This window comes from Staphylococcus sp. EG-SA-10 (assembly GCF_017151945.1).
Classification (GTDB): Bacteria; Bacillota; Bacilli; order Staphylococcales; family Staphylococcaceae; genus Staphylococcus; species Staphylococcus aureus.
The window spans coordinates 41,453-63,828 of sequence record NZ_JACVZJ010000006.1; the positions used below are offsets into that span (position 1 = coordinate 41,453).

Consider the following 22,376-nt stretch of genomic DNA (forward strand, 5'->3'; position numbering starts at 1 on the left):
TTATTCTCTCTCCTCATTCGACTTTGCAAAATGTTCATAAGCTAATGGTGTTGCTTTTCTGCCACGTGGCGTACGTTCTAAAAAGCCTTTCTGAATAAGAAATGGCTCATAAACGTCCTCAATTGTAATACGTTCTTCGCCAATTGTTACAGCAATCGTATCTAAACCAACAGGTCCACCATTATACTGCTTAATAATACAGTTCATCATTTTATGATCAATGTAATCTAGTCCGTGTTGATCAACTTGAAGTAAACCTAATGCGTGCTTTGTTGTTTCAATGTATATTTGTTCATCTTCATTCACTTGCTGGAAGTCTCTTACCCGTTTCAATAGTCGATTTGCTACTCTTGGAGTCCCTCTAGAACGTTTAGCAAGTTCAATGGCACTTTCTTCATCAATACCTGTGCCTAAAACCTCAGCTGTTCTAATAATGATTTCTTTTAAATCTGATTCATTATAATATTCTAATCTTAAGTGCACACCAAATCGATCCCTTAGTGGACCTGTTAAGCTACCAGCTCGCGTTGTTGCACCTACCAAAGTGAATGGAGGTAAGTCGATTCGGATACTTCTAGCCTCATCGCCTTTACCAATGATAATATCTAAAAAGAAATCTTCCATTGCAGGGTATAACACTTCTTCAACAACACTACTCAGTCTGTGTATTTCATCAATAAACAAAACATCTCCAGGTTGAAGTCCTGATAAAATTGCAGCCAAATCACCAGGTCTTTCTAATGAAGGCCCTGATACTGTACGTATATTAACTTCCATTTCATTGGCAATGATATTAGATAATGTTGTCTTACCTAATCCGGGGGGGCCAAAAAGCAATACATGATCTAATGGTTCATGACGAAGTTTAGCCGCTTTAATAAATACTTCTAAATTACTTTTTATTGAATTTTGACCAATATATTGTCGTAATCTCGTAGGTCTAAGCGACAATTCGAAATCAGTTTCTTCACTATGCATTGATTGATCAACCATACGCTCATTCATGACAACACTTCCCCTATTAATCTATTTAAAATTAAGATACAACTAATTGAAGACCTGCCTTAACAGCTTCATCAACTGAGTCATATTTATTTTTATTTAACGTTTTCTCAACTTTTGCAAGCTCTCGTTTAGAATAACCTAATGCTTCTAACGCTAACATTGCTTCTTGCACGAATTGATCTTGCACCGTCGATGTAGCGTCTACTTGTAATAATGAATCGCTATCTTCTTCAGTGATTTTCACTTTACCTTTTAAATCTAAGACAATCTGTCTTGCCGTTTTCTTACCAATTCCTGGAAATTTAGTTAAATACGTATCATTTTCATTTTCAATGGCACGTTTTACTTCATTAGGCGTACTTGTCGCTAAAATAGCTAAAGCTGATTTCGGACCAATACCAGTAACTTTAATTAAACTCAAGAACATATCTTTCTCTTCTTCACTACTAAATCCATACAATAATTGTGCATCTTCACGAACAATTAAAGATGTATGAATTAAAACTTCATGATCTAGATGCTTTTGAAAACGATAAGAATTTGGTGTTTGAATTTCATAACCAACACCAGCAGTTTCAACAACTACGTGTGTAGGATATAAATGTGTTAACTTACCTTTGACATACGCGTACATTATAGGCACATCCTTACATACTCATACTAATTAATTCTACTTTTGATACATAATCTAAATTTCTCAAAGCGCCAATAACATCTTCTACTGAAGTTTCTTTAGATTTAGCATTCAGTGATAATGTTATTGTTGCTTTTTCTTCCATTGGAATACTTTGATGAATCGTTAATACAGATAGTTCTAACTTTGATATAACATCTAGTACACGTGCCAACATACCCACAATATCAGTTACATATAAAATTAATGTAAATTCTCGATGGTCAAGCATTTTATCGTCTACTGGAAATATCGTTTCTCTATATTTATAAAAAGCACTTCTAGATAGATCAAACTGTTTAACGGCATCATAAATGGACAATGTCGGATCACTTTTCAAGGCATCTTTAATCTTCAATGTTTTAACCACGGATTCAGGCAAGACATCTTCTCTAATTAAATAAAACTTTTTATAATCTTTATTGTCCATCATGTTACGCTCCTATTCAACGAATTCAAATTCTCCGCCAAGAATTCTAACGATATCACCATTTTTACAACCACGTTCTCTAAGCGCATCATCAATACCCATCGAACGCATTTGACGAGCAAATCGACGTACTGCTGGATCACTGTTAAAGTCAGTCATTTTAAACATTCTTTCAATAGCATTACCACTTACCACATAAGCACCATCATCATCTCTTGAAATTGTAAATTTATCTTGTGACGGTGTATGTTTATATAATACTCGGTTAATGCCAACCGACTCCTCTTCTTCAACTGTGAAGTCAACATCTTTATATTCTTCTAATTTATCTGCTATTGCATATAATAATTGATCAATATTATCACGCGTTATTGTTGAAACTGGAATAACTGGCACATCTTCGCCAATTTCTTCTTTAAATAAGATTAAATTATCTTGTGATTCAGGTAAATCCATCTTGTTAGCTACTACGATTTGAGGTCTATCTTCTAAACGTTGCTCGTACGCGGCTAATTCTTGATTAATGACTTTATAATCTTCAATAGGTTCTCTACCTTCAGAACCACTCATATCAATCATGTGAACAATAACTTTTGTTCTCTCTACATGTCTTAAAAATTGATGTCCTAATCCAACGCCATCAGATGCACCTTCAATTAAACCTGGTAAATCTGCCATAACAAAACTTCGTTGATCAGGTGTTGAAACAACACCTAGATTTGGTTTAATCGTTGTAAAATGATATGCCCCAATTTTAGGCTTAGCTTTTGAAACGATAGATAATAAAGTCGATTTACCCACACTAGGGAAGCCTACTAATCCTACATCAGCTAATAATTTCAATTCTAAAGATACATCTAATTCCTCACCTGGTTCACCTTTTTCACTGAAGTCAGGTGCAGGGTTTCTAGGCGTTGCAAAACGTGAATTACCTCGTCCACCTCGACCGCCCTTCGCTACTACAGCTCTTTGACCATCTTCAACAAGATCTGCTAACACTTCATCTGTTTCAACATTTTTAATAATTGTGCCAGGTGGAACTTTTAATACTAAATCTTCCGCATTTTTACCATGCATATTACTACTTTGGCCATTTTCACCTTTGCTTGCTTTAAAATGACGTTGATACCTAAAATCTAATAACGTTCTTAAACCTTCATCCACTTCAAATACGACTGAAGCACCTTTACCACCGTCACCGCCAGCTGGTCCACCAAATGGTACATATTTTTCTCTTCTGTATGCGGTAATACCATTACCACCATCACCGGCTTTAAGAGATATTTTGACTTGATCGACAAACATATATCTCACCTCTTTTACATATAATTTTCATTTTCCCAATAATTATAGCATATTAGAGCCCCTTATAATGTAAATAATTAGGGGCTCTTATGCAGTTGCTTTTATGTTTACTTTACTCAAATTGCTGATATTTCCAAGTACCAAATATGATACTTTTTTGCTTTTTATACTGCAACTGTATTCCTTTTAGCCCCTTATAGTTTAGCGATTAGGGGCTCTTATGCAGTTGCACATTTAGTATAACGTCTAAAATTCCCATTTTTTAATAACAAAATGAAAATAATAATGAAAAACGTTTTATAAAAAGTAAAAAACACCAGAAGATTCACTTCTGGTGTTAACTAGACAAAATTATTCAGCTACTGCATATACAGAAACTTGTTTTTTGTCGCGACCTTTACGTTCGAATTTAACAACGCCGTCGATTTTAGCGAATAATGTATCATCGCCACCACGACCTACATTTTCACCAGGGTAAATTTTAGTACCACGTTGGCGATATAAAATTGAACCACCTGTTACGAATTGACCGTCAGCACGTTTAGCACCTAAGCGTTTTGATTCAGAGTCACGTCCGTTTTTTGTAGAACTTACCCCTTTTTTAGATGCGAAGAATTGTAAGTTTAATTTTAACATCGGAATGCACCTCACTTATAATTTAATCTAATATTCTCATTATATTCTTCTTCAATAGTTTGTAAAGACACAAGCATTGTTTGAAGAATTAGTTGCGCTTCATCGTTATTTGTATCAACGCTTCTTATATGAAAATGACCACCATTGTCGTCATAATTGATATCTGGTCTCTCAGATGTCAATCCTATAATCGCATTAACACTACCAAACAATACAGCTGAAGCTCCAGCACAAACGATATCATGACCATATTCACCATGGTCAGCATGGCCATCCATAATAACGTCTGTTACTTTGCCTTCATCATTAACTGTAATATCAACAGTAATCATAATAATTACGCGTTGATTTTATCGATTGTTAATTTAGTGTATGGTTGACGATGGCCTTTTTTACGTTTTGAATTTTTACGACGTTTGTATGTGAATACAGTGATTTTTTTACCGCGACCTTGCTTATTAACAGTAGCAGTAACTGTTGCACCTTCAACTGTTGGCGCTCCAACTTTAACTGAATCTCCACCTACAAATAATACTTTATCAAATGTAAAAGTATCTCCTTCGTTTACGTCTAATTTTTCAACGAAGATTTCTTGACCTTCTTCTACTTTGATTTGTTTTCCACCTGTTTCAATAATAGCAAACATACTTTGCACCTCCTGTATAATAAGTCACGCCATACATAGGTGACATTTCGTTATTGAGTCAAGCGTTTGCACTCTACGTTGTTTCGGCCTCAACTCGAGTCATTTATAAAGATAAACTCTTCTCGTTTCTTCCTTCAACGCCTTGATTGACAATCGCTTTCTTTCAATAACTTATGCAAATGAGTCAAGCGTTTGCACTCTACGTTGTTTCGGTCGCAACTCGAGTCATTTATAAAGATAAACTCTTCTCGTTTCTTCCTTCAACGCCTTGATTGACAATCGCTTTCTTTCAATAACTTCTACAAATGAGTCAAGCGTTTGCACTCTGTGGGAAAATCGCTTTCTTCATTAAAAATGTTCTTGAACCTATATTTGAGCGGTTGTATGTAGCTACTTATAACTACTCAACTATTGCATCTTACCATTGACGGCGTTTCATGTCAATGTCATTGTTTGTTTTTTTAAGGAACTTTATAATCAACGGATAAAGCATGATCAACAGTACAAAATTCATAATTAATGTTGGCAATAATCTAAAGACTACAAAATGAATAATATCAAATTGAATGAATCCTAACATACGGTATATTAATGCCACATAGACTTCTAATAATAAGGTACTGGCTAATATAATAACGAATAACATCGAATGATCTTTGTAAAAAATTTTAAAGAATCGATCTATAAGTGCTAAAAACAATATATAGCCAAATAAGTAAACTCCATAAATACTACCAAAGTATACATCAGTCATTACGCCTAAAAATATGCTGAGCAATAATGATACGCCAAAGCCATGATACACTACCATCATTAAAATATACATAAATGTAAGGTGTGGTACAAATACAAGTTCAAACTTACCTATGTGCATTGGAATAAGAAGCCCAATTGTAGTATCTATATAAAATAGTAAAATACCTATCAAAAAATAATACAGTGTACGCATTATTTATCCCTGCTTTCATCATCAGGAATTGTTTTAGGATCTCTTTTTGCAACATAAACATGGCTCAAATCTGTTAAGTCTGCACCAGTCTTAACTCTAACTTCTTTAGCTAAGCCGTATTGATCATTTTGAACCTTAGTCACTTCTCCTATATATAAATTACTTGGTAATTGATCAGCTAATCCACTTGTAACGACTTTATCACCTTTTGAGATATTATCTCTATTATTAATATCACTAATAACAAGTTCTGAGTTCTTTTCATCATAACGATCAATTAAGCCAAATATGTTTTTAGAACCGTGTTGTATATTTACAGATAATTTACCCGCACGTGTATTAGTTGAGATTAAATCAACTTGTGAAGAAAATTTATTAACTTTAGTAACTCTTCCAACAAAACCTTGTGATGTCATCACAGCCATATTTGAAGTTATACCTGATTTAGATCCCTTATCAATTACAATTGTATTCATCCACTGATCCGGATTTCTTGCTAAAACCGTAGTAGAAATAGGATCAAATTTTGAAATATCTTTTAAATCAAGCTCTTTTTTTAATTTTTCATTTTCCGCTTCTAATTGTTGGTTCTTAGATTCTAACTGGCTAATCTTATTTTTAGATTCTTTAGAATCTCCTTTTTTAAAAAAGTCCCCAATCGTACCAGCAACAAAATTAACTGGATAACTCACAACTCGTTGTCCAAAAGACACAGAATCACCTATATATTGTTCAGGAGGTGATTGAGATTGTGAACGTATGGACAGCCCAATTAATGCAATAAAAACGATAATTGCACATAAAACAACAATTAATTTGTTATTTTTAAAAAACTTAAGCACCCAGAACACCTCTATTATGTCAAAATATTGTATATCCTTTTCTATTTTATATTACTCCCATTATGAAATAAAGCACTAACTACGAATTACTTTGAAAATGAACAACTCCGTAAAAAATTTGTGGCATTTTAAAAACAAAAACTACTAGCAAAAATTCCAGTCACTAGTAGTTTAAATAATCGATTTAAATTTTAAAATTATCTGTTTGTATCGTTCGAGGATTCACTGTTCGAATTCTGAAGTTGTCTCCAACGTGCGAATAAGTTCTGGGCCTTTTGTTGTTCATTAGCTTGTTTCTGTTTTGATTGTTCTGCCATTTGAACTACACCAACCTTTTAAATTTATTCTAGTGACAGGATAACTAAAATATATTTCTTATGCAATAATTTCCTATTGATAAGCATTTTCAGGTTTTAGTTGTAAATTTTGCCCTAATTCATTTAAGTCTTGTTGCATTTCAAATTCAGTATTGTAAACACGCATTGACTCATCTCCAAATTTATAAAGAATAAATTCGTCTCCTCTTTGACCTATAATATATTGATCATTGTAAGCCATGCGATTCATTCCAGACACAGCCATAAACTCTTGTTTATCTATCATTTTAAATACATTTTTAATTTGGCTTAATGGTACATTCTTTATTAAATCATTTTCTTTTAATGAATATTTCTCACCACTTACATAAACATGTTGGGCATCATTAGTGGGTTGCGTAACTTGATTCGTTTGATCATTATCGTGATTTACAGGATTCCAATCTTGTTCTTTTAAAAAAGGTGCGTATTTCAAGGCGATATAAACAATTATCACAATTGCTATTACTGCTATAATGTTTTTAATCATACTAAATATCAATCTCATAGTTCGCCTCCAATGTCTTCATCTAATTATATATTTTATTATGTATATTTTCCTCAGTCTTCAGCCTTAATCATGATATATCTTAGGACTGATGCACGTTCATTTAAAATAGCTTATAATTTTGTTATGATTTAAAAGCGTATGAGGAGGTTTGTAGCATTGAGTATACTAACAATTATTTTAATAGCACTATTAGTCATCCTCCTTTTTAGAGTTGGACTTTCTATTTTGCGATTTTTAATTTATGTCGGACTTGTTTTATTATGTATTTACTTAGGATATCAAGGTTTAATATGGTTGCTCGATTTTTTTCAAATAAATAGTGGGTTTTTACCACACTTTCAAATTAACAATTAAATTTATTCTGCATAACAAAACTCCTAATGTACTAGTTTAGAATTTTTTAACTAGTTCCACATTAGGAGTTTTAATTTGTTTTCAAGCACGGATACTACTTGATGAACAGATTACTATTACTTACGCCCAAATGCGTTAGATAAAAATCGTATCAGCGCGTAGCTACCACTTAGTAAAAGGCCCCAAACGATTCCAGTAAAAATTGAGCCTATTGCTACACTTAATAAAGGAAAAGCTTGTTTCGTAACAATCACACCTGCTAACGCCGTTACTAAAATACCTACCGTAGATAAAGCTAATGTTATTAATAGATTGCGCTTTGTTACAGGTTCATTTTTAATATTTAACTGCATGGTATAAACCATTGGCACGAGAACCCCGATAATAATAAATAGAGTCACTATTTTTCCTCCAATGAAAGTACTTCGTAGGTATTATACACAAGATACGTCATTAATTCTATCAACTTCAATCATTTTCATCAAAGTAACCCGCTTCTACAAGACTCGTAAATCTATTATCACCAATTATAATATGATCCAATAAATCTATCCCTAAAATCAAACCACACTCCTTCAACCTCATTGTTGTTATGATATCTTCTTGTGAGGGCGTTACATCACCGGATGGATGATTATGAACTGCGATGATTGCATTGGCATTTTCTCTCACCGCAATACTAAAAATTTCGCGTGGATGTACAATCGAACTATTTAATGTACCTTTAAAAACACAGCTTTCTTTAATCACTACATTTTTTGAATTTAACAATAAAATGACAAAATGTTCTTGTGTTAAATCTTTCATTGTTGGAATCATATAATCAGCAACATCACTTGGTTGCGTTATTTTTATACGATTATTTTCAGCTCTTCTCCCCATCCTTTCCCCTAACTCAAATGCTGCTTTTAATGTAATTGCTTTTTGTAATCCAATCCCTTTAACTTGTATCAAATCGTTAATTGAAGATTTTTTCAATTCATTCAGATTCGAAGCAGATTTAAGCAGTTCATTACTAATGTCTATACTCGAGAATCCTTTTCTTCCGGTGTTAATTAATATAGCTAATAATTCTGTATTCGAAAGACTTTTTGCACCATGGCTTAACAAACGTTCTCTTGGCATTTCTGAAGTTACCATTTCTTTAATTTTCAAAAATATACGCCTCCTAAAAATTGATGGATATCATTATAAAAAAGTGAATTGATAAAAAAGGAAATAAATATAAATGGAACAAGGGGTAATAGTTTTATCGGCTTAAATATCATGGTAATTAAAGCAACTAAACCAGCAATAACAAATGTAAATAAAATGACATAAATAGTGAATTGGAGAGGGAAAAACAAAGAAAGTGCAGATATTAGTAAAACGTCACCATAACCAATATATGCCCGAAATAAAAAGTAGAATATATGCGTGGTCATACTAATAATGATAAAAGGTACTGGATAAATAATACTTAACGAAAGAGAAACGATACAATAAATTATAATTAAGCGACAATCTAACATTAAAGAAGTGATATCGGTCATAGTAAAAATAAGCAGAAAAACATATGTAGTTATAAATAGCGTAGCATTTACGTATGTGAAATCATACTTAATAAAGACGATAGGTATTAAAGCAAAGGTTTCCCCTAAGAAATGTGTTAGGGAAATACGCTTACGACAGTTTCGACATCGCCCTTTTAATAATAAAAAACTAATAATCGGCATTAATTCATACCATTTGAGTGATGAATTACAATAATCACATTTCGATCTTCTATGTAAATAATCAAATGACGTTTCTTCTATAGATATAAATTGATATAGAAAACTAAAGATACAACTGCAACTATAAGATAACAATACTACCAAATGACAACCTCCTTACGTAAAGTATAGTTAGTTATTACCAAAATGTAAATATACACTATCTTCCAAGAATTGCCCCTCTTGTTCATTTAAATTTTTCAATATTGCTAAGCATAATTGATGGATACTTTAATAACCCATTTCTGCTCGTCAAAATTAATAATGGTAAGAAATTGAACCTTATAAACACATACGATTTAGAGCATAAAAAATAACCATGAAGCTACCTATTGATTAAATAGATTCTTCACGGCTATTTTAGTTTTAGTTTTATAATGCTTCAAAGTCTAATTTTGATTTAACTTCACTTATGAAGTACAGACTACCGGTAATTACTAATGTATCACCTTGATAATTTTTTATAAATTCAACGTAGTCATCTACTAATTGTATTTCATCATTTTCAATACTACCTACAATTTCTTCTTTGCGTAACGCTTTCGGAAAATCAAATTCAGTTGCATAAAACGTATGCGCAATTAAACTTAAATGTTTGACCATCTCGTTAATCGGTTTTCCGTTTATTGCTGAGAACAAAATATCTACTTTTTCTTTATCATGGTACTGTTTAATTGTATCAATTAGAGCATCTATACTCTCTGAATTATGTGCGCCATCCAAAATGATTAAAGGTTTGTCATGCACCTGCTCAATACGTCCAGTCCAACGAACTGATTCAATACCGTCTATCATCTTATTGAAATCTAATTCAATTAATCCTTGTTCATTTAATTCAATAAGAGCTGTTATGGCTAATGCAGCATTTTGTTTCTGATGTTCACCTAACATACTTAAAATGATTGTTTCTAATTCATAATCTTTATAACGGTAAGTAAATTCATCATTTTGCGATACAACAACAATTTCTCTATCTAATTCAATTGGCTTTGCATGTTGTTCAATTGCGCGTTCACGAACATACTTTAATGCATCTTCATTTTTAACAGCATATATCACTGGAACGTTAGGCTTTATAATCGCGCCTTTATCCCTAGCAATATCTAGATAAGTACCACCTAAAATATCTGTATGATCTAGACCGATACTAGTTAAGATTGATAAAATCGGTGTAAAGACATTTGTCGAATCGTTCTTTATACCCAATCCAGCCTCAACAATGACAAAATCAACAGGATGTATTTCACCAAAATATAAAAACATCATCGCTGTGATTATTTCGAATTCAGTTGCAACACCTAAATCTGTTTCACGTTCCATCATTTCACTAATTGGTTTAATACGTGATACTAATTCTACAATAGCGTCATTTGATATTGGCACACCATTTAGACTAATTCGTTCATTAAATGTTTCAATAAACGGCGACGTAAATGTACCTACTTCATAACCATTTTCAACTAAAGCTGTTCTAAGGTAAGCAACTGTAGAGCCTTTACCATTTGTGCCACCTACATGAATACCCTTAATGTTATTTTGAGGATTATTAAATTGTGCTAGCATCCATTCCATACGTTTAACACCTGGTTTGATGCCAAATTTAGTTCTTTCGTGTATCCAATACAAGCTCTCTAGGTAATTCATTGTTACTAACTCCTATGCTTTTAATTGTTCAATTCTTGCCTTCACACCATCATATTTTTCTTGATAATCTTGTTTTTTACGTTTTTCTTCATTTATAACCTTTTCAGGTGCTTTACTTACAAAGTTTTCATTAGAGAGCTTTTTATCTACTCTATCTAATTCGCTTTGAAGTTTAGCTAATTCTTTTTCCAAACGGCTGATTTCCTTATCCATATCAATTAGCCCTTCTAATGGTAATACCACTTTACCTGCAATTACAACTGATGTCATTGCTTTCTCAGGAATTTCCACGTCAGTGCTAATATTTAACGTACTAGGATTACAGAATTTGATTAAATAATCTTTGTTTTGTGATAAAGTTGTTTCAATTTCTTTATCTTTAGCTTGAATTAAAATAGGTATTTCTTTAGACAATGGCGTATTTACTTCTACACGTGATTGTCTTACAGATTTAATGATTTCAACAAGTTGTTGCATTGTTTGTTTACTTTCTTCAAAAATCAATGATTCACGCACTTCTGGCCATGAAGCTTTAACAATTGTGTCACCTTCATGTGGTAAACTTTGCCATATTTTCTCTGTTACAAATGGCATGAATGGATGTAGCATTCTCATAATATTGTCTAAAGTATAACTCAATACTGAACGTGTAATTTGTTTTTGTTCTTCATCATTACCATTCATTGGAATTTTACTCATTTCAATGTACCAATCACAGAAATCATCCCAAATGAAATTATATAATGCACGTCCAACTTCGCCAAATTCATATTTGTCACTTAGATCAGTAACTGTTGCAATCGTTTCATTTAAACGTGTTAGAATCCATTTATCTGCTAATGATAAGTTACCACTTAAATCGATATCTTCAACTTTAAAGTCTTCACCGATATTCATTAAACTGAAACGTGCCCCATTCCAGATTTTATTGATAAAGTTCCACACTGACTCAACTTTTTCAGTTGAGTATCTTAAATCATGTCCTGGAGATGAACCCGTTGCTAAGAAGTAACGCAAGCTATCAGCACCGTATTCGTCAATAACATCCATTGGATCCACACCATTACCTAATGATTTACTCATCTTACGCCCGTCTTCAGCACGAACTAAGCCGTGTAATAACACATCATTAAATGGACGACGATCTGTAAATTCTAAGCCTTGGAATATCATACGTGCTACCCAGAAAAAGATAATATCGTAACCTGTAACTAAGGCATTTGTTGGGTAGTATCGTTTAAAGTCTTCGCTTTCTAAATCAGGCCAACCTAACGTAGAGAAAGGCCATAAAGCACTTGAGAACCACGTATCTAATACATCTTCATCTTGTTGCCAATTTTCAATATCAGTTGGCGCTTCTTCTCCAACATATATTTCGCCTGTTTCTTTATGATACCAAGCCGGAATTTGATGACCCCACCATAATTGTCTTGAAATCGTCCAATCTCTAATATTTTCCATCCATTGGTTAAATGTATGTTCGAAACGTTGCGGATAAAAATCAATACGATCATCTGTTTTTTGATTATCTAATGAACGTTTCGCTAAGTCTTCCATGCGCACAAACCATTGTGTTGATAAATATGGTTCAACAACAGCGCCAGATCGTTCTGAATGACCTACAGAATGAACATGATCTTCAATCTTGATAACTAAATCTTGTTCTTTTAAATCTTCAACTAGCTGTTTACGACAATCAAAACGGTCCATACCTTCGTATTTGCCAGCTTTGTCGTTCATTTTACCATTTTCATCCATAACGATAATATTTTCTAATTGATGTCTTTGACCAATTTCAAAATCATTAGGGTCATGTGCTGGTGTCACTTTCATAGCACCAGAACCGAAGTCTATATCAACATACTCATCTGCTAAAATAGGCAGTTCGCGTCCTACGATTGGTAATATAACAGTTTTACCGATTACATCTTTGTATCGTTCGTCATTAGGGTTAACAACAATTGCTGTATCACCTAACATCGTTTCTGGTCTTGTTGTTGCAATTTCAATAAAACCTTCACCATCAGCGTAAGGATATTTAAAATGATAAAACGCACCTTGAACATCTTCATGTATTACTTCAATATCAGATAAAGCTGTACGTGCTTTAGGATCCCAATTTATAATACGTTCGCCACGATAAATAATTCCTTTATTGTATAAGTCAACAAAAACTTTTTTAACCGCTTTACTTAAACCTTCATCTAAAGTAAAACGTTCTCTACTATAATCTAAACCTAGACCTAATTTAGCCCATTGCGCACGAATAAATGACGCATACTCTTCTTTCCAATCCCATGCCTGTTCTAAAAACTTTTCACGACCAAGATCATATCTAGTTATTCCTTGTTCATTTAATTTAGCTTCTACCTTTGCCTGTGTCGCAATACCAGCATGATCCATACCTGGTAAGTATAACGTATCGTATCCTTGCATACGTTTCATACGTGTAATGATATCTTGTAAAGTTGTATCCCATGCATGTCCTAAATGTAATTTACCAGTTACATTTGGTGGCGGGATAACAATTGTGTATGTTTCTTTTGATTTATCTTCTGACGGTTTAAAATAACCATTCTTTACCCATTCTTCATAACGTCCCGCTTCAACTTCACGAGGATCATATTTTGGTTTCATTTCCATTTGCTATACCTCCTAAAAAATAAAAAATATCCATCCTATATACAAATAGGACGGATATTCCGTGGTACCACCTATATTCAAGAAGGATGATTAATATCAAATTCACTCTTTTAACATAATTGGAATACTCATACCAATACTATCATCGTGAAATTTGAAATGCTTCATCTCTTCAAGCACTCTAGATTATGATTAACGCTCAAACACGTCTTAGCCTACTATTAATCACGTTCAGCTAAGATACTCTGTGGGCTACCTTCAGTAAAAATCATTTACATACTCACACCAAATCATATGCTCTCTTTAAAATAATTTGAACTTACTCTTCCCAAATCCTATATTAAACTCTTAACTTATAGTATAATGATTGACAAAATAAGTCAATGTATAGGTGGGAATAAAATGAATGAATGCGCATTTGGAACTAAAGATCCAGTCTACTTAGACTATCATGATCATGTATGGGGGCAACCGCTCTATGATAGCAAGGCATTGTTTAAACTTTTAGCATTAGAATCACAACATGCTGGGCTATCTTGGTTAACTATTTTAAAAAAGAAAGAAGCCTATGAAGAAGCATTTTATGATTTCGAACCAGAAAAGGTAGCACAAATGACCGCTCATGATATCGACCGCTTAATGACTTTTCCAAATATCGTTCATCATCGTAAAAAATTAGAAGCAATTGTTAATCAAGCTCAAGGGTATTTAAAAATTGAACAAGCATATGGTAGTTTTAGTAAATTTTTATGGTCTTATGTAAATGGTAAGCCTAAAGATTTACAGTATGAACATGCTTCTGATCGTATCACAGTTGATGATACTGCAACACAACTATCTAAAGATTTAAAACAATACGGGTTTAAATTTTTAGGTCCAGTAACAGTATTTTCGTTTTTAGAAGCAGCCGGTTTATATGATGCACATTTAAAAGATTGTCCATCAAAGCCTAAACACAATTAATTTGCTATAGCATCATAAAGTAAACGAGACATCATCTATTTTTAACTAATAGACTGTCTCGTTTTTTAATGTAGAAATTTATTCAAATCACAAGTTAAAGTTCCATGTTAATGCACTGCTAATATTAAATATCTTAATCTAAAAATAGATGTACAACCTTTGCTTAAACCTTAATAATGAATTCTATCCTAAGCATAATTTAACTTAAATGGATGATAGTTTCTAATCTTCACGCTTATTCGAACGATATTTTAAAAAGTAATTAATTCCTGGTGCAATAATAAATAGGATGAAAAAGATTCGGAAAATATGATAACTCGTAATCATAGCAACATCGGCACCAGTAGCTAATGCAACTAAAACTATCTGATTAACCCCTCCTGGTGCTGCACCAAGAAACAATTCATTTATAGGATTATTATCAAAGAAATGTATGACATAAACCATGATTAGCGCACCAATTATCAACATAATATTTTGAATTGTAATTGCGATTGCTAGTCTACCTTTTAAATCTGACAATAAATGCGCTATTTGAACTCCAATTCTAATCATATATATTAGTTGTGCCATGTTCAACAACCAATGATCTAGTGTAAATGTTAAACCTGTAGAAAAATTCCAAACAATTAATACAATGAGTGGTGCTAATAATTGAAATGTTGGAAACTTTATTTTAGACATAATTAGATAAACTATAAAGATAGCTATCACTAAAATAACTATTTGCCCTATGTTTAATACTTGTGATAAAGGCAAGACTTTTGTTAACTTACCATTCGCATGCATGTTACCATCATGAAAAAAATATGAAATGAACGGTACTAAAACAACAACAAATATAATTCGTGATGTTTGCGTTAAGCTAACTACTAACAAATTAGCACGTTTGTCTTGTTCAGCCATGACCAGCATTTGTGTTAGTGCTCCTGGTATAACACTTAAAATAGCTGTTTCTGTATTAATACGTGCAATTTTTTTGAAAATAAATGCCATTACTAATGCAATTAATAATATCGAAATAGATACAACAATAATCGAAAGCCAATTGTCTTTAATATCCATAACGACATTTTTCGTAAACGTTGATCCGATTTGCACACCTAATAGTACAATCCCTAATTCACTAAGTAAGAATGGCCATTTAATATCAAGTTTGAAAACTTTCACACAAATGATTGATGCGATAATAGGACCAAACATAAATGGGAGTAATACGTGCGATGAATACAATATAATACTAATAAAAAATGATAAAACGAACACAATGAAATTATTTCTATATATCATTGTCATGTTTTCCACTTCTTTCAATAAAAAATAAAATGACTAAATTGCTGCTTGAGCTTCACGTTTGTTAAGATAACAATATCCGCTAGCAGTTTTGACTACAAAGCATATATGGACTTTCACTATCAAGTCGCTGCCCATGTCTGATATACATTTAAAAAGAGCCTGAACAAAGTTCAGGCTCTCAATTTGTCCGTATATTTATTTTACAATACGACTTAAAGCCGTATCAAATGCTTGAATCGTTTTTTCAATATCTTCTTTCGTGTGTGCCGTAGATAAGAATGTACCTTCAAATTGAGATGGTGGTAAAAATACACCTTCTTTTGCCATTTCACGATACATTTCTGCAAATAATTTCAAATCACTTTTATTCGCTTGTTCAAAATTAGTTACAGGTCCTTCATTTAAGAAATAACCAATCATTGAACCTGCTCTATTTACAGTTATTGGTACATTGTGTTTAGCAAATACACGCTTTAAACCGTCTTCAAGTATATCGCCTAACATATTAAAATACTCATATGTCTCTGGCGTTAATTGACTTAACGTTTCATAACCACTTGTCATTGCAAGAGGATTTCCTGATAACGTACCAGCTTGATAAATATTTCCTAATGGTGCTATATGATCCATGATTTCTTTTTTACCACCAAAAGCACCTACAGGTAGTCCTCCACCGATAACTTTTCCTAAGCAAGTTAAATCTGGTGTCACACCAAAGTGACCTTGTGCACAATGATAACCGACTCTGAAACCAGTCATTACTTCATCGAAAATTAGCAATGCGCCGTATTCAGTCGTAATATCTCTTAATCCCTGTAAAAAACCTTCAATCGGCGGTACGACACCCATATTACCAGCAACAGGTTCTACGATTACACCAGCAATATCGTCTCCAAATTTTTCGAAAGCGATTTTAAGTGCATCTAAATCATTGTATGGAACTGTAATTGTATTTTTAGCAATACCTTCAGGCACACCAGGAGAATCCGGCAATCCTAATGTTGCCACCCCAGACCCAGCTTTGATTAATAACGAATCACTATGACCATGATAGCAACCTTCAAATTTCACAATTTTATTTCTGCCAGTATAACCACGTGCTAATCTTAAAGTATCCAATGTAGCTTCTGTACCAGATGACACCATACGCACTTTTTCTATTGAAGGTACTCGGTCAATTACGAGCTGCGCCAATTTATTTTCAAGTAATGTTGATGCACCAAAACTTGTACCTTTATCAATTGCTTCATATAAATGACTAATAACTTGAGGGTCTCTATGTCCTAAAATAAGCGGCCCCCAACTTAGTACATAGTCGATATACTCGTTACCATCGATATCATAAATTTTTGAGCCTTTACCGTGATCCATAAAAATTGCTGGTGTATCTACTGATTTAAATGCGCGTACTGGACTATTTACACCACCAGGCATTAAGGTTTCAGCAACCTTCATTGCTTCTTCTGACTTCGTATATCTCATAAAGTAAATTCCTCCTACAGTTTATGGAAAATCATACATATAAAACCTTATTTATCTAAATAGCGACAAATGTCCTTTGCAAAATACGTAATAATCATATCAGCACCTGCACGTTTCATTGAAACCATTTGTTCCATAACGACACGTTCTTCATCTATCCAACCATTTTGTGCCGCTGCTTTAGTCATACTATATTCTCCACTCACATTATATGCAACAACTGGAACATTCGTATGATTTTTAACGTCTCGAACTATGTCTAAATAACTTAGAGCAGGTTTAACAATCATCATGTCGCACCCTTCTTTAAGATCACTTTCTAATTCACGAAGTGCTTCCAAACGGTTAGCAGGGTCCATCTGATACGTTTTTCTATCACCAAATGATGGCGCTGAATCTGCTGCATCTCTAAAAGGTCCAAAGAAACTAGATGCATACTTGACACCATAACTCATTATAGGAATATTGTAATAGCCGGCTTCATCTAGTCCACGACGAATTTCAGCAACAAAACCATCCATCATATTACTTGGTGCAATAATATCAGCTCCAGCTTCCACTTGAGAAATTGCTGTTTTAACAAGTAGTGGCAATGATTTATCATTGTCAACGTCATGTGTATGGTCATCAATCACACCACAATGACCATGATCAGTATATTCACACAAACAAGTGTCTGCAACAATTAATAAGTCATCATACATTTTTTTAGCAATACGTGTTGCCTGTTGAATAACACCATCGTGAATGTATGCACCAGTACCTATATCATCTTTTGAGTTTGGAACACCGAAAAACATAATGGCACGTATACCTAAGTCATAAGCTTCTTTTAATTCACTTTCAAGTAAATTCAAACTGATTTGGTATACACCTGGCAATGACTTAATTTCTTTTTTCACATCGTCTTTTTCAACTACAAAAATTGGATATATTAAATCTTCTTTTCTTACATGATTCTCTCTAACCATGTCTCTCATTGTCGCTGATGATCTCAATCTTCTATGTCTATCAAATTTCATTTTTAGCCCCTACTTTCTAAAATCTTTTCAATTAGTGATTCAAGTGTTTGAATTTCTGCAATTGTTACTGGTTGTTGATATGATTTAATGGTCCGTGCTGTTTGTTCTCCAATAGCAAAATACGACTTGAATTTTGGTACAAATCCTTCATTAAAATAATAACGTACTGCCGACGAACTTGAAAATGTTAATGCATCGATTTGTTGATGTTCTATCATTTCTTTAACATCTTGTATATTTTGTTTGTTAGGCACTGAAGTATATAAATCTATTTTAACAACTTCATTATCTTTAGATAACGCTGCTGATAACAATGGTCTCGCCAATTCACTCGAAGGCAAAAGTATTTTTTGGTTAGTTTGATTAAATGATTTTAAAAATCCTTCTTGAGAAAAGTCGTTTGGCATAAAATCAACTTGAATGCCAAGTGATTCACAATATTGCGCTGTCTTACTTCCTATCACAGCAATGTTATCAACATTAATTCCTTTTAGATATTTATAAAAGAATTTTACAGCATTTTTAGATGAAAAAATAAGCCAGTCATAGCGTTGATTTAACAAATGAATATCAAAATTTAGTGACTTTATATCAATAAAGGGTTTGTGAATAATTGATACTAAATCACTTTGCACGTCATTTGTTTGTGTCATAACTACAACTGGCTTCATATTTAAACGTCACTCCATTATTTAATGTTGTTCATTTAAGCGTTTTATAATTTCATAAGCACCTTGCTCTTTTAATTTGTTACTCACTTTTTTGCCTAACTCAACCGGATCTGTTCCGTTCATTGTATATTCAAATCGCTCTTTACCATCTGGGGTCATAATTAAACCTGTAAATTCGATTTCGTTTTGATCTGAGATTGTAGCATATCCTGCGATTGGCACCTGACAACTACCATCCATTTCTGCTAAAAACGTTCGTTCAGCAGTCACACATTTTGCAACCTCATCATTATGTACTTTGCTTAATAATGTTAATAGTTCTTCATCGTCACTACGACATTCTATCCCTAAAGCACCTTGTCCGATTGCAGGTAACAATGTATCTCTATCAAGATAAGATGTTACGATATCATCTGACCAGCCCATTCTTCTTAAACCAGCTGCAGCTAAAATAATCGCATCATAATCTTCAGTTTGTAACTTTTCTAATCGTGTATCTATATTACCTCTAATCCATTTAATCTCTAAATTAGGATACTTAGATAATATTTGTGCACCACGACGTAATGAACTAGTACCAATAATACTGCCTTCTGGCAATTGGGATAGTGGTGTATGTGTTTTAGAAATATACGCATCAAAAGGTAATTCTCTATCAGGGATACAACCTAAAGTTAAACCTTCCGGAATTACACTTGGTACGTCTTTAAGCGAGTGTATTGCCATGTCGATATTTTTTTCAAAAAGTTCATGTTGTATTTCTTTAACAAATAAGCCTTTGCCTCCGACTTTAGACAATTGTTTATCTACTATACGATCGCCTTTCGTGACAATTTCTTTAATTTCAATTTCTAGATTTGGCTCGACAGCTTTTAATTTATCAATAAATTGCTGGCTTTGTGTTAAAGCTAATTTACTTCTTCTGGAGCCAACGACTAATTTACGCATGTTCAATTCCTCCTAGGAACGGATTGCTCTAGATTATTTTCTCAATTCACAAAATGTGTTGCAAAAAATAAATTAATCATATTTAAGCAAAATAAAATAATGTTATAGTATATTAAATACCTTGAATTCAACCATTTGTTGATTCTAAGTAAAATATAACTTCCATATAATACTGTAATAATTGAAGAGAGTATTACCTTCGGGTCAATGAATATACGTTCACCAACTGAAATTACACCCCACTGTGTACCTAAAATAATACTAAATATAAGAATTATCCACCCACTTAACGTTGAGTAAAACACAATTGATTCAAGTGTAGCAACGCTACCTATTCTAAAGTATTTTTGATCAAAACGCTTTTCCTTCAAATTACGGTATTGCATGATATACAGTAATGCATTGACAAAAGCTAAGGCAAAGAAGACATAACTTAACACAGCTAGACCAATATGGACTAACAGTAACTCGTCTACAACAGCAATTTTCTGAACCTTATTAGTATAATGTGTCGGTTGAAATGTATTCATCCCTAAAAGTGTTAACCCTATTAAATTCAAGAAAAACACAGAGAAATTCAAAACTTTGATAAGGTTAAGAATTAAAGAGATTGAAATAATCAGCCAACTTAAAGTATAGAATACATCTGAAATAGACCCTAATGGAATATGTCTAGTTTGTATAATAAAAATAGATAAAGAGATTGTTTGTAAAACCCAAACAATCCCCAATAAATATATGCCTAAACTTCTAATCTTATGACTTTTTTGGACAAAATCATAAAAATAGCAAATGATACTGATTAAGTATATTAATAATATAATTTCATTGAATCGAATAAACAGGTTTTCTTGCATATTATCACCATATTAATATGCTTATTCAAAACTAAAGATACGTCGCGCTGAAATCTCCTTGACCTTGCTTTCTTTTTGTTGCTTCGCTTGCTCATGAGGACATTCAGCTTCGATATCAAATATATTTTGAAATAGCTCTAATTTTTCATTACTTTTCTTATCACTACTTAATTCTTTGGCCTGTTTAATAGGATCTTTCAACATTTGATTGATGATACTTTTTGTATGTTTAGATATAATTTTACGTTCTCTTTCGCTTAACCCTGGCAATTTACGATCAATACTGTCCATCGTTTCTGCTTGAATTGCCATAGCTTTTTCACGTAAAGCTCTAATCACTGGAACAACACCCAACATACTAATCCACTCATTGTGTGCATGTATTTCTGCAGGAATTTGTTCCGAAATTGTTGCAGCCGCTAATTGTCGCTCACGTAAGTTTGCATCAACTAAACCTTTTAAGTCATCAACGTCATAATTAAAGATGTTTGTGATGGCACTAATACCAGGTTCAATATCTCGAGGAACTGCAATATCAATCAATACTAGTGAATCTTGCTTTCTATTTTCTGCAATTCTTTCTATCATTTCATTTGTAATGATATAAGATTGTGCACTCGTTGAACTAATCACAATATCTGCACTTTCAAGTAAATTTGGTAATGATGATAGTTCATCATATTTTACTTGATGCTTTGCTGCTAATTTCATAGCATTTTCAATTGTTCTATTTACTACTGTAATATCAGTAATTCCAGAACCAAGAAGATTTAATAGTGATAATTCACTCATTTCCCCTGCACCAATAATGATAGCTTGCTTACTTTTCAATTTGCCAAATACTTTTTTCGCCAACTCGACCGCAGCATAAGACACACTTACAGCATTATCAGCTATATCTGTTTCATTATGTGCTCTTTTTGCAAAAGTAATTGCCTGTTTAAATAGATGATTAAAAATTGTTCCTGTCGTACCTGTGCTTTGCGCTAAGAAAAATGCATCTCTTATTTGACCTAAAATTTGAGTTTCTCCAAGTACGATTGAATCTAAACCAGAAGTGACACGCAATAAATGTTCTACTGCTTCGTCCCCCACTTTTACTTCTGACATTGCTTTAATATCATCTACTTCAAATCCAAATGCACGAGCTAGAAATCGTTGAATATAGTAACGACCTGTGTGAATTTGATCAACAACAGCATATACTTCAGTTCGATTACATGTTGATAATATGACATTTTCTAAAATAGATTTAGTTTCATATAAATCTTCATGGGCAATTCGTAAGGCATCATCTCTAAAAGCAACTTGCTCTCTTAGTGCAACATCAGCTGTGCGATGATTTATACTAATTGCAATAAAATGCATTTGAAACGCCCCCATATATAC

The 22,376-nt window shown here is 33.0% G+C and carries 26 protein-coding genes and 1 other annotated feature; of the genes, 2 read left to right on the forward strand and 24 right to left on the reverse strand.

Annotated features, from left to right (window positions below; genetic code table 11):
• The 11 genes from ruvB to IDG45_RS06675 form a co-directional block, all read right to left on the reverse strand.
• Positions 1 to 1,005 (reverse strand): Holliday junction branch migration DNA helicase RuvB, encoded by a 1,005-nt coding sequence (gene ruvB / locus IDG45_RS06625; protein ID WP_001005767.1) that lies wholly within the window; start codon positions 1,003 to 1,005, stop codon positions 1 to 3.
• 31 nt (positions 1,006 to 1,036) lie between these two features.
• Positions 1,037 to 1,639, reverse strand: coding sequence for a Holliday junction branch migration protein RuvA (ruvA, locus tag IDG45_RS06630; RefSeq protein ID WP_000271547.1), 603 nt, complete (start codon positions 1,637 to 1,639; stop codon positions 1,037 to 1,039).
• A gap of 13 nt (positions 1,640 to 1,652) precedes the next feature.
• The gene (locus IDG45_RS06635) at positions 1,653 to 2,108 is read right to left on the reverse strand and encodes an ACT domain-containing protein (RefSeq protein ID WP_000368902.1); all 456 of its coding nucleotides are present in this window, start codon (positions 2,106 to 2,108) and stop codon (positions 1,653 to 1,655) included.
• A 12-nt stretch (positions 2,109 to 2,120) separates the two neighbouring features.
• The gene (obgE, locus tag IDG45_RS06640; RefSeq protein ID WP_000496098.1) at positions 2,121 to 3,413 is read right to left on the reverse strand and encodes a GTPase ObgE; all 1,293 of its coding nucleotides are present in this window, start codon (positions 3,411 to 3,413) and stop codon (positions 2,121 to 2,123) included.
• Positions 3,414 to 3,764: 351 nt separating this feature from the next.
• Positions 3,765 to 4,049: a 50S ribosomal protein L27 gene (rpmA, locus tag IDG45_RS06645; RefSeq protein WP_000916187.1), complete on the reverse strand. Its 285-nt coding sequence runs from the start codon at positions 4,047 to 4,049 to the stop codon at positions 3,765 to 3,767.
• A gap of 11 nt (positions 4,050 to 4,060) precedes the next feature.
• Positions 4,061 to 4,381, reverse strand: coding sequence for a ribosomal-processing cysteine protease Prp (locus tag IDG45_RS06650; RefSeq protein ID WP_000633692.1), 321 nt, complete (start codon positions 4,379 to 4,381; stop codon positions 4,061 to 4,063).
• A 5-nt stretch (positions 4,382 to 4,386) separates the two neighbouring features.
• Positions 4,387 to 4,695: a 50S ribosomal protein L21 gene (gene rplU, locus IDG45_RS06655; protein ID WP_000457386.1), complete on the reverse strand. Its 309-nt coding sequence runs from the start codon at positions 4,693 to 4,695 to the stop codon at positions 4,387 to 4,389.
• A gap of 418 nt (positions 4,696 to 5,113) precedes the next feature.
• Positions 5,114 to 5,644: a rod shape-determining protein MreD gene (gene mreD / locus IDG45_RS06660; RefSeq protein ID WP_206171573.1), complete on the reverse strand. Its 531-nt coding sequence runs from the start codon at positions 5,642 to 5,644 to the stop codon at positions 5,114 to 5,116.
• Positions 5,644 to 6,486, reverse strand: coding sequence for a rod shape-determining protein MreC (gene mreC / locus IDG45_RS06665; protein WP_000911041.1), 843 nt, complete (start codon positions 6,484 to 6,486; stop codon positions 5,644 to 5,646). The genes mreD and mreC overlap by 1 nt, the downstream gene beginning before the upstream one ends.
• Before the next feature lie 197 nt (positions 6,487 to 6,683).
• Positions 6,684 to 6,803 carry a hypothetical protein gene (locus IDG45_RS06670; protein WP_000840603.1) on the reverse strand — a complete coding sequence of 40 codons (120 nt, stop codon included), beginning with the start codon at positions 6,801 to 6,803 and terminating at the stop codon, positions 6,684 to 6,686.
• A 73-nt stretch (positions 6,804 to 6,876) separates the two neighbouring features.
• On the reverse strand, positions 6,877 to 7,350 hold the full coding sequence (locus tag IDG45_RS06675) for a DUF4930 family protein (protein ID WP_001236737.1): 474 nt from the start codon (positions 7,348 to 7,350) through the stop codon (positions 6,877 to 6,879).
• Positions 7,351 to 7,509: 159 nt separating this feature from the next.
• On the opposite strand from IDG45_RS06675, the gene IDG45_RS06680 reads away from it, so the two are divergent.
• Complete coding sequence (locus IDG45_RS06680; protein ID WP_054194364.1) at positions 7,510 to 7,707, forward strand: hypothetical protein; 198 nt, start codon at positions 7,510 to 7,512, stop codon at positions 7,705 to 7,707.
• 116 nt (positions 7,708 to 7,823) lie between these two features.
• Here the strand turns inward: IDG45_RS06680 and IDG45_RS06685 are convergent, their stop codons facing one another.
• The 5 genes from IDG45_RS06685 to IDG45_RS06705 form a co-directional block, all read right to left on the reverse strand.
• On the reverse strand, positions 7,824 to 8,108 hold the full coding sequence (locus IDG45_RS06685; RefSeq protein WP_000171863.1) for a hypothetical protein: 285 nt from the start codon (positions 8,106 to 8,108) through the stop codon (positions 7,824 to 7,826).
• A 67-nt stretch (positions 8,109 to 8,175) separates the two neighbouring features.
• Entirely contained in the window at positions 8,176 to 8,862 is a 687-nt protein-coding gene (gene radC, locus IDG45_RS06690) for a RadC family protein (RefSeq protein ID WP_000692876.1), read from the reverse strand.
• Entirely contained in the window at positions 8,859 to 9,566 is a 708-nt protein-coding gene (locus IDG45_RS06695; RefSeq protein ID WP_000261113.1) for a prepilin peptidase, read from the reverse strand. Before IDG45_RS06695 ends, radC begins: the two co-directional genes overlap by 4 nt.
• A gap of 267 nt (positions 9,567 to 9,833) precedes the next feature.
• Positions 9,834 to 11,105: a bifunctional folylpolyglutamate synthase/dihydrofolate synthase gene (locus tag IDG45_RS06700; RefSeq protein ID WP_001108334.1), complete on the reverse strand. Its 1,272-nt coding sequence runs from the start codon at positions 11,103 to 11,105 to the stop codon at positions 9,834 to 9,836.
• Positions 11,106 to 11,117: 12 nt separating this feature from the next.
• Positions 11,118 to 13,748 (reverse strand): valine--tRNA ligase, encoded by a 2,631-nt coding sequence (locus IDG45_RS06705; RefSeq protein ID WP_000425345.1) that lies wholly within the window; start codon positions 13,746 to 13,748, stop codon positions 11,118 to 11,120.
• A gap of 43 nt (positions 13,749 to 13,791) precedes the next feature.
• Positions 13,792 to 14,093, reverse strand: a binding site (T-box leader).
• Between the two features lie 57 nt (positions 14,094 to 14,150).
• Here IDG45_RS06705 and IDG45_RS06710 point away from each other — a divergent pair.
• Positions 14,151 to 14,711 (forward strand): DNA-3-methyladenine glycosylase I, encoded by a 561-nt coding sequence (locus IDG45_RS06710; protein ID WP_001001222.1) that lies wholly within the window; start codon positions 14,151 to 14,153, stop codon positions 14,709 to 14,711.
• A gap of 222 nt (positions 14,712 to 14,933) precedes the next feature.
• On the opposite strand, the gene IDG45_RS06715 is transcribed toward IDG45_RS06710, so the two are convergent.
• The 8 genes from IDG45_RS06715 to hemA are packed head-to-tail and all read right to left on the reverse strand — an operon-like array spanning position 14,934 to position 22,355.
• On the reverse strand, positions 14,934 to 16,007 hold the full coding sequence (locus tag IDG45_RS06715) for an AbrB family protein (RefSeq protein WP_000177995.1): 1,074 nt from the start codon (positions 16,005 to 16,007) through the stop codon (positions 14,934 to 14,936).
• Between the two features lie 33 nt (positions 16,008 to 16,040).
• On the reverse strand, positions 16,041 to 16,142 hold the full coding sequence (locus IDG45_RS06720; RefSeq protein ID WP_014532642.1) for a hypothetical protein: 102 nt from the start codon (positions 16,140 to 16,142) through the stop codon (positions 16,041 to 16,043).
• 60 nt (positions 16,143 to 16,202) lie between these two features.
• The gene (hemL, locus tag IDG45_RS06725; protein ID WP_001270872.1) at positions 16,203 to 17,489 is read right to left on the reverse strand and encodes a glutamate-1-semialdehyde 2,1-aminomutase; all 1,287 of its coding nucleotides are present in this window, start codon (positions 17,487 to 17,489) and stop codon (positions 16,203 to 16,205) included.
• Positions 17,490 to 17,536: 47 nt separating this feature from the next.
• On the reverse strand, positions 17,537 to 18,511 hold the full coding sequence (gene hemB / locus IDG45_RS06730) for a porphobilinogen synthase (protein WP_000667126.1): 975 nt from the start codon (positions 18,509 to 18,511) through the stop codon (positions 17,537 to 17,539).
• Positions 18,512 to 18,513: 2 nt separating this feature from the next.
• The gene (locus IDG45_RS06735; RefSeq protein WP_000805957.1) at positions 18,514 to 19,182 is read right to left on the reverse strand and encodes a uroporphyrinogen-III synthase; all 669 of its coding nucleotides are present in this window, start codon (positions 19,180 to 19,182) and stop codon (positions 18,514 to 18,516) included.
• Positions 19,183 to 19,203: 21 nt separating this feature from the next.
• Positions 19,204 to 20,130 carry a hydroxymethylbilane synthase gene (hemC, locus tag IDG45_RS06740; RefSeq protein WP_001230227.1) on the reverse strand — a complete coding sequence of 309 codons (927 nt, stop codon included), beginning with the start codon at positions 20,128 to 20,130 and terminating at the stop codon, positions 19,204 to 19,206.
• Positions 20,131 to 20,171: 41 nt separating this feature from the next.
• A complete protein-coding gene (gene ccsA / locus IDG45_RS06745; protein ID WP_001157329.1) occupies positions 20,172 to 20,987 on the reverse strand; it encodes a cytochrome c biogenesis protein in 816 nt (271 codons plus the stop codon).
• 21 nt (positions 20,988 to 21,008) lie between these two features.
• Entirely contained in the window at positions 21,009 to 22,355 is a 1,347-nt protein-coding gene (gene hemA, locus IDG45_RS06750) for a glutamyl-tRNA reductase (protein ID WP_000545451.1), read from the reverse strand.
• Between the last annotated feature and the right edge of the window lie 21 nt (positions 22,356 to 22,376).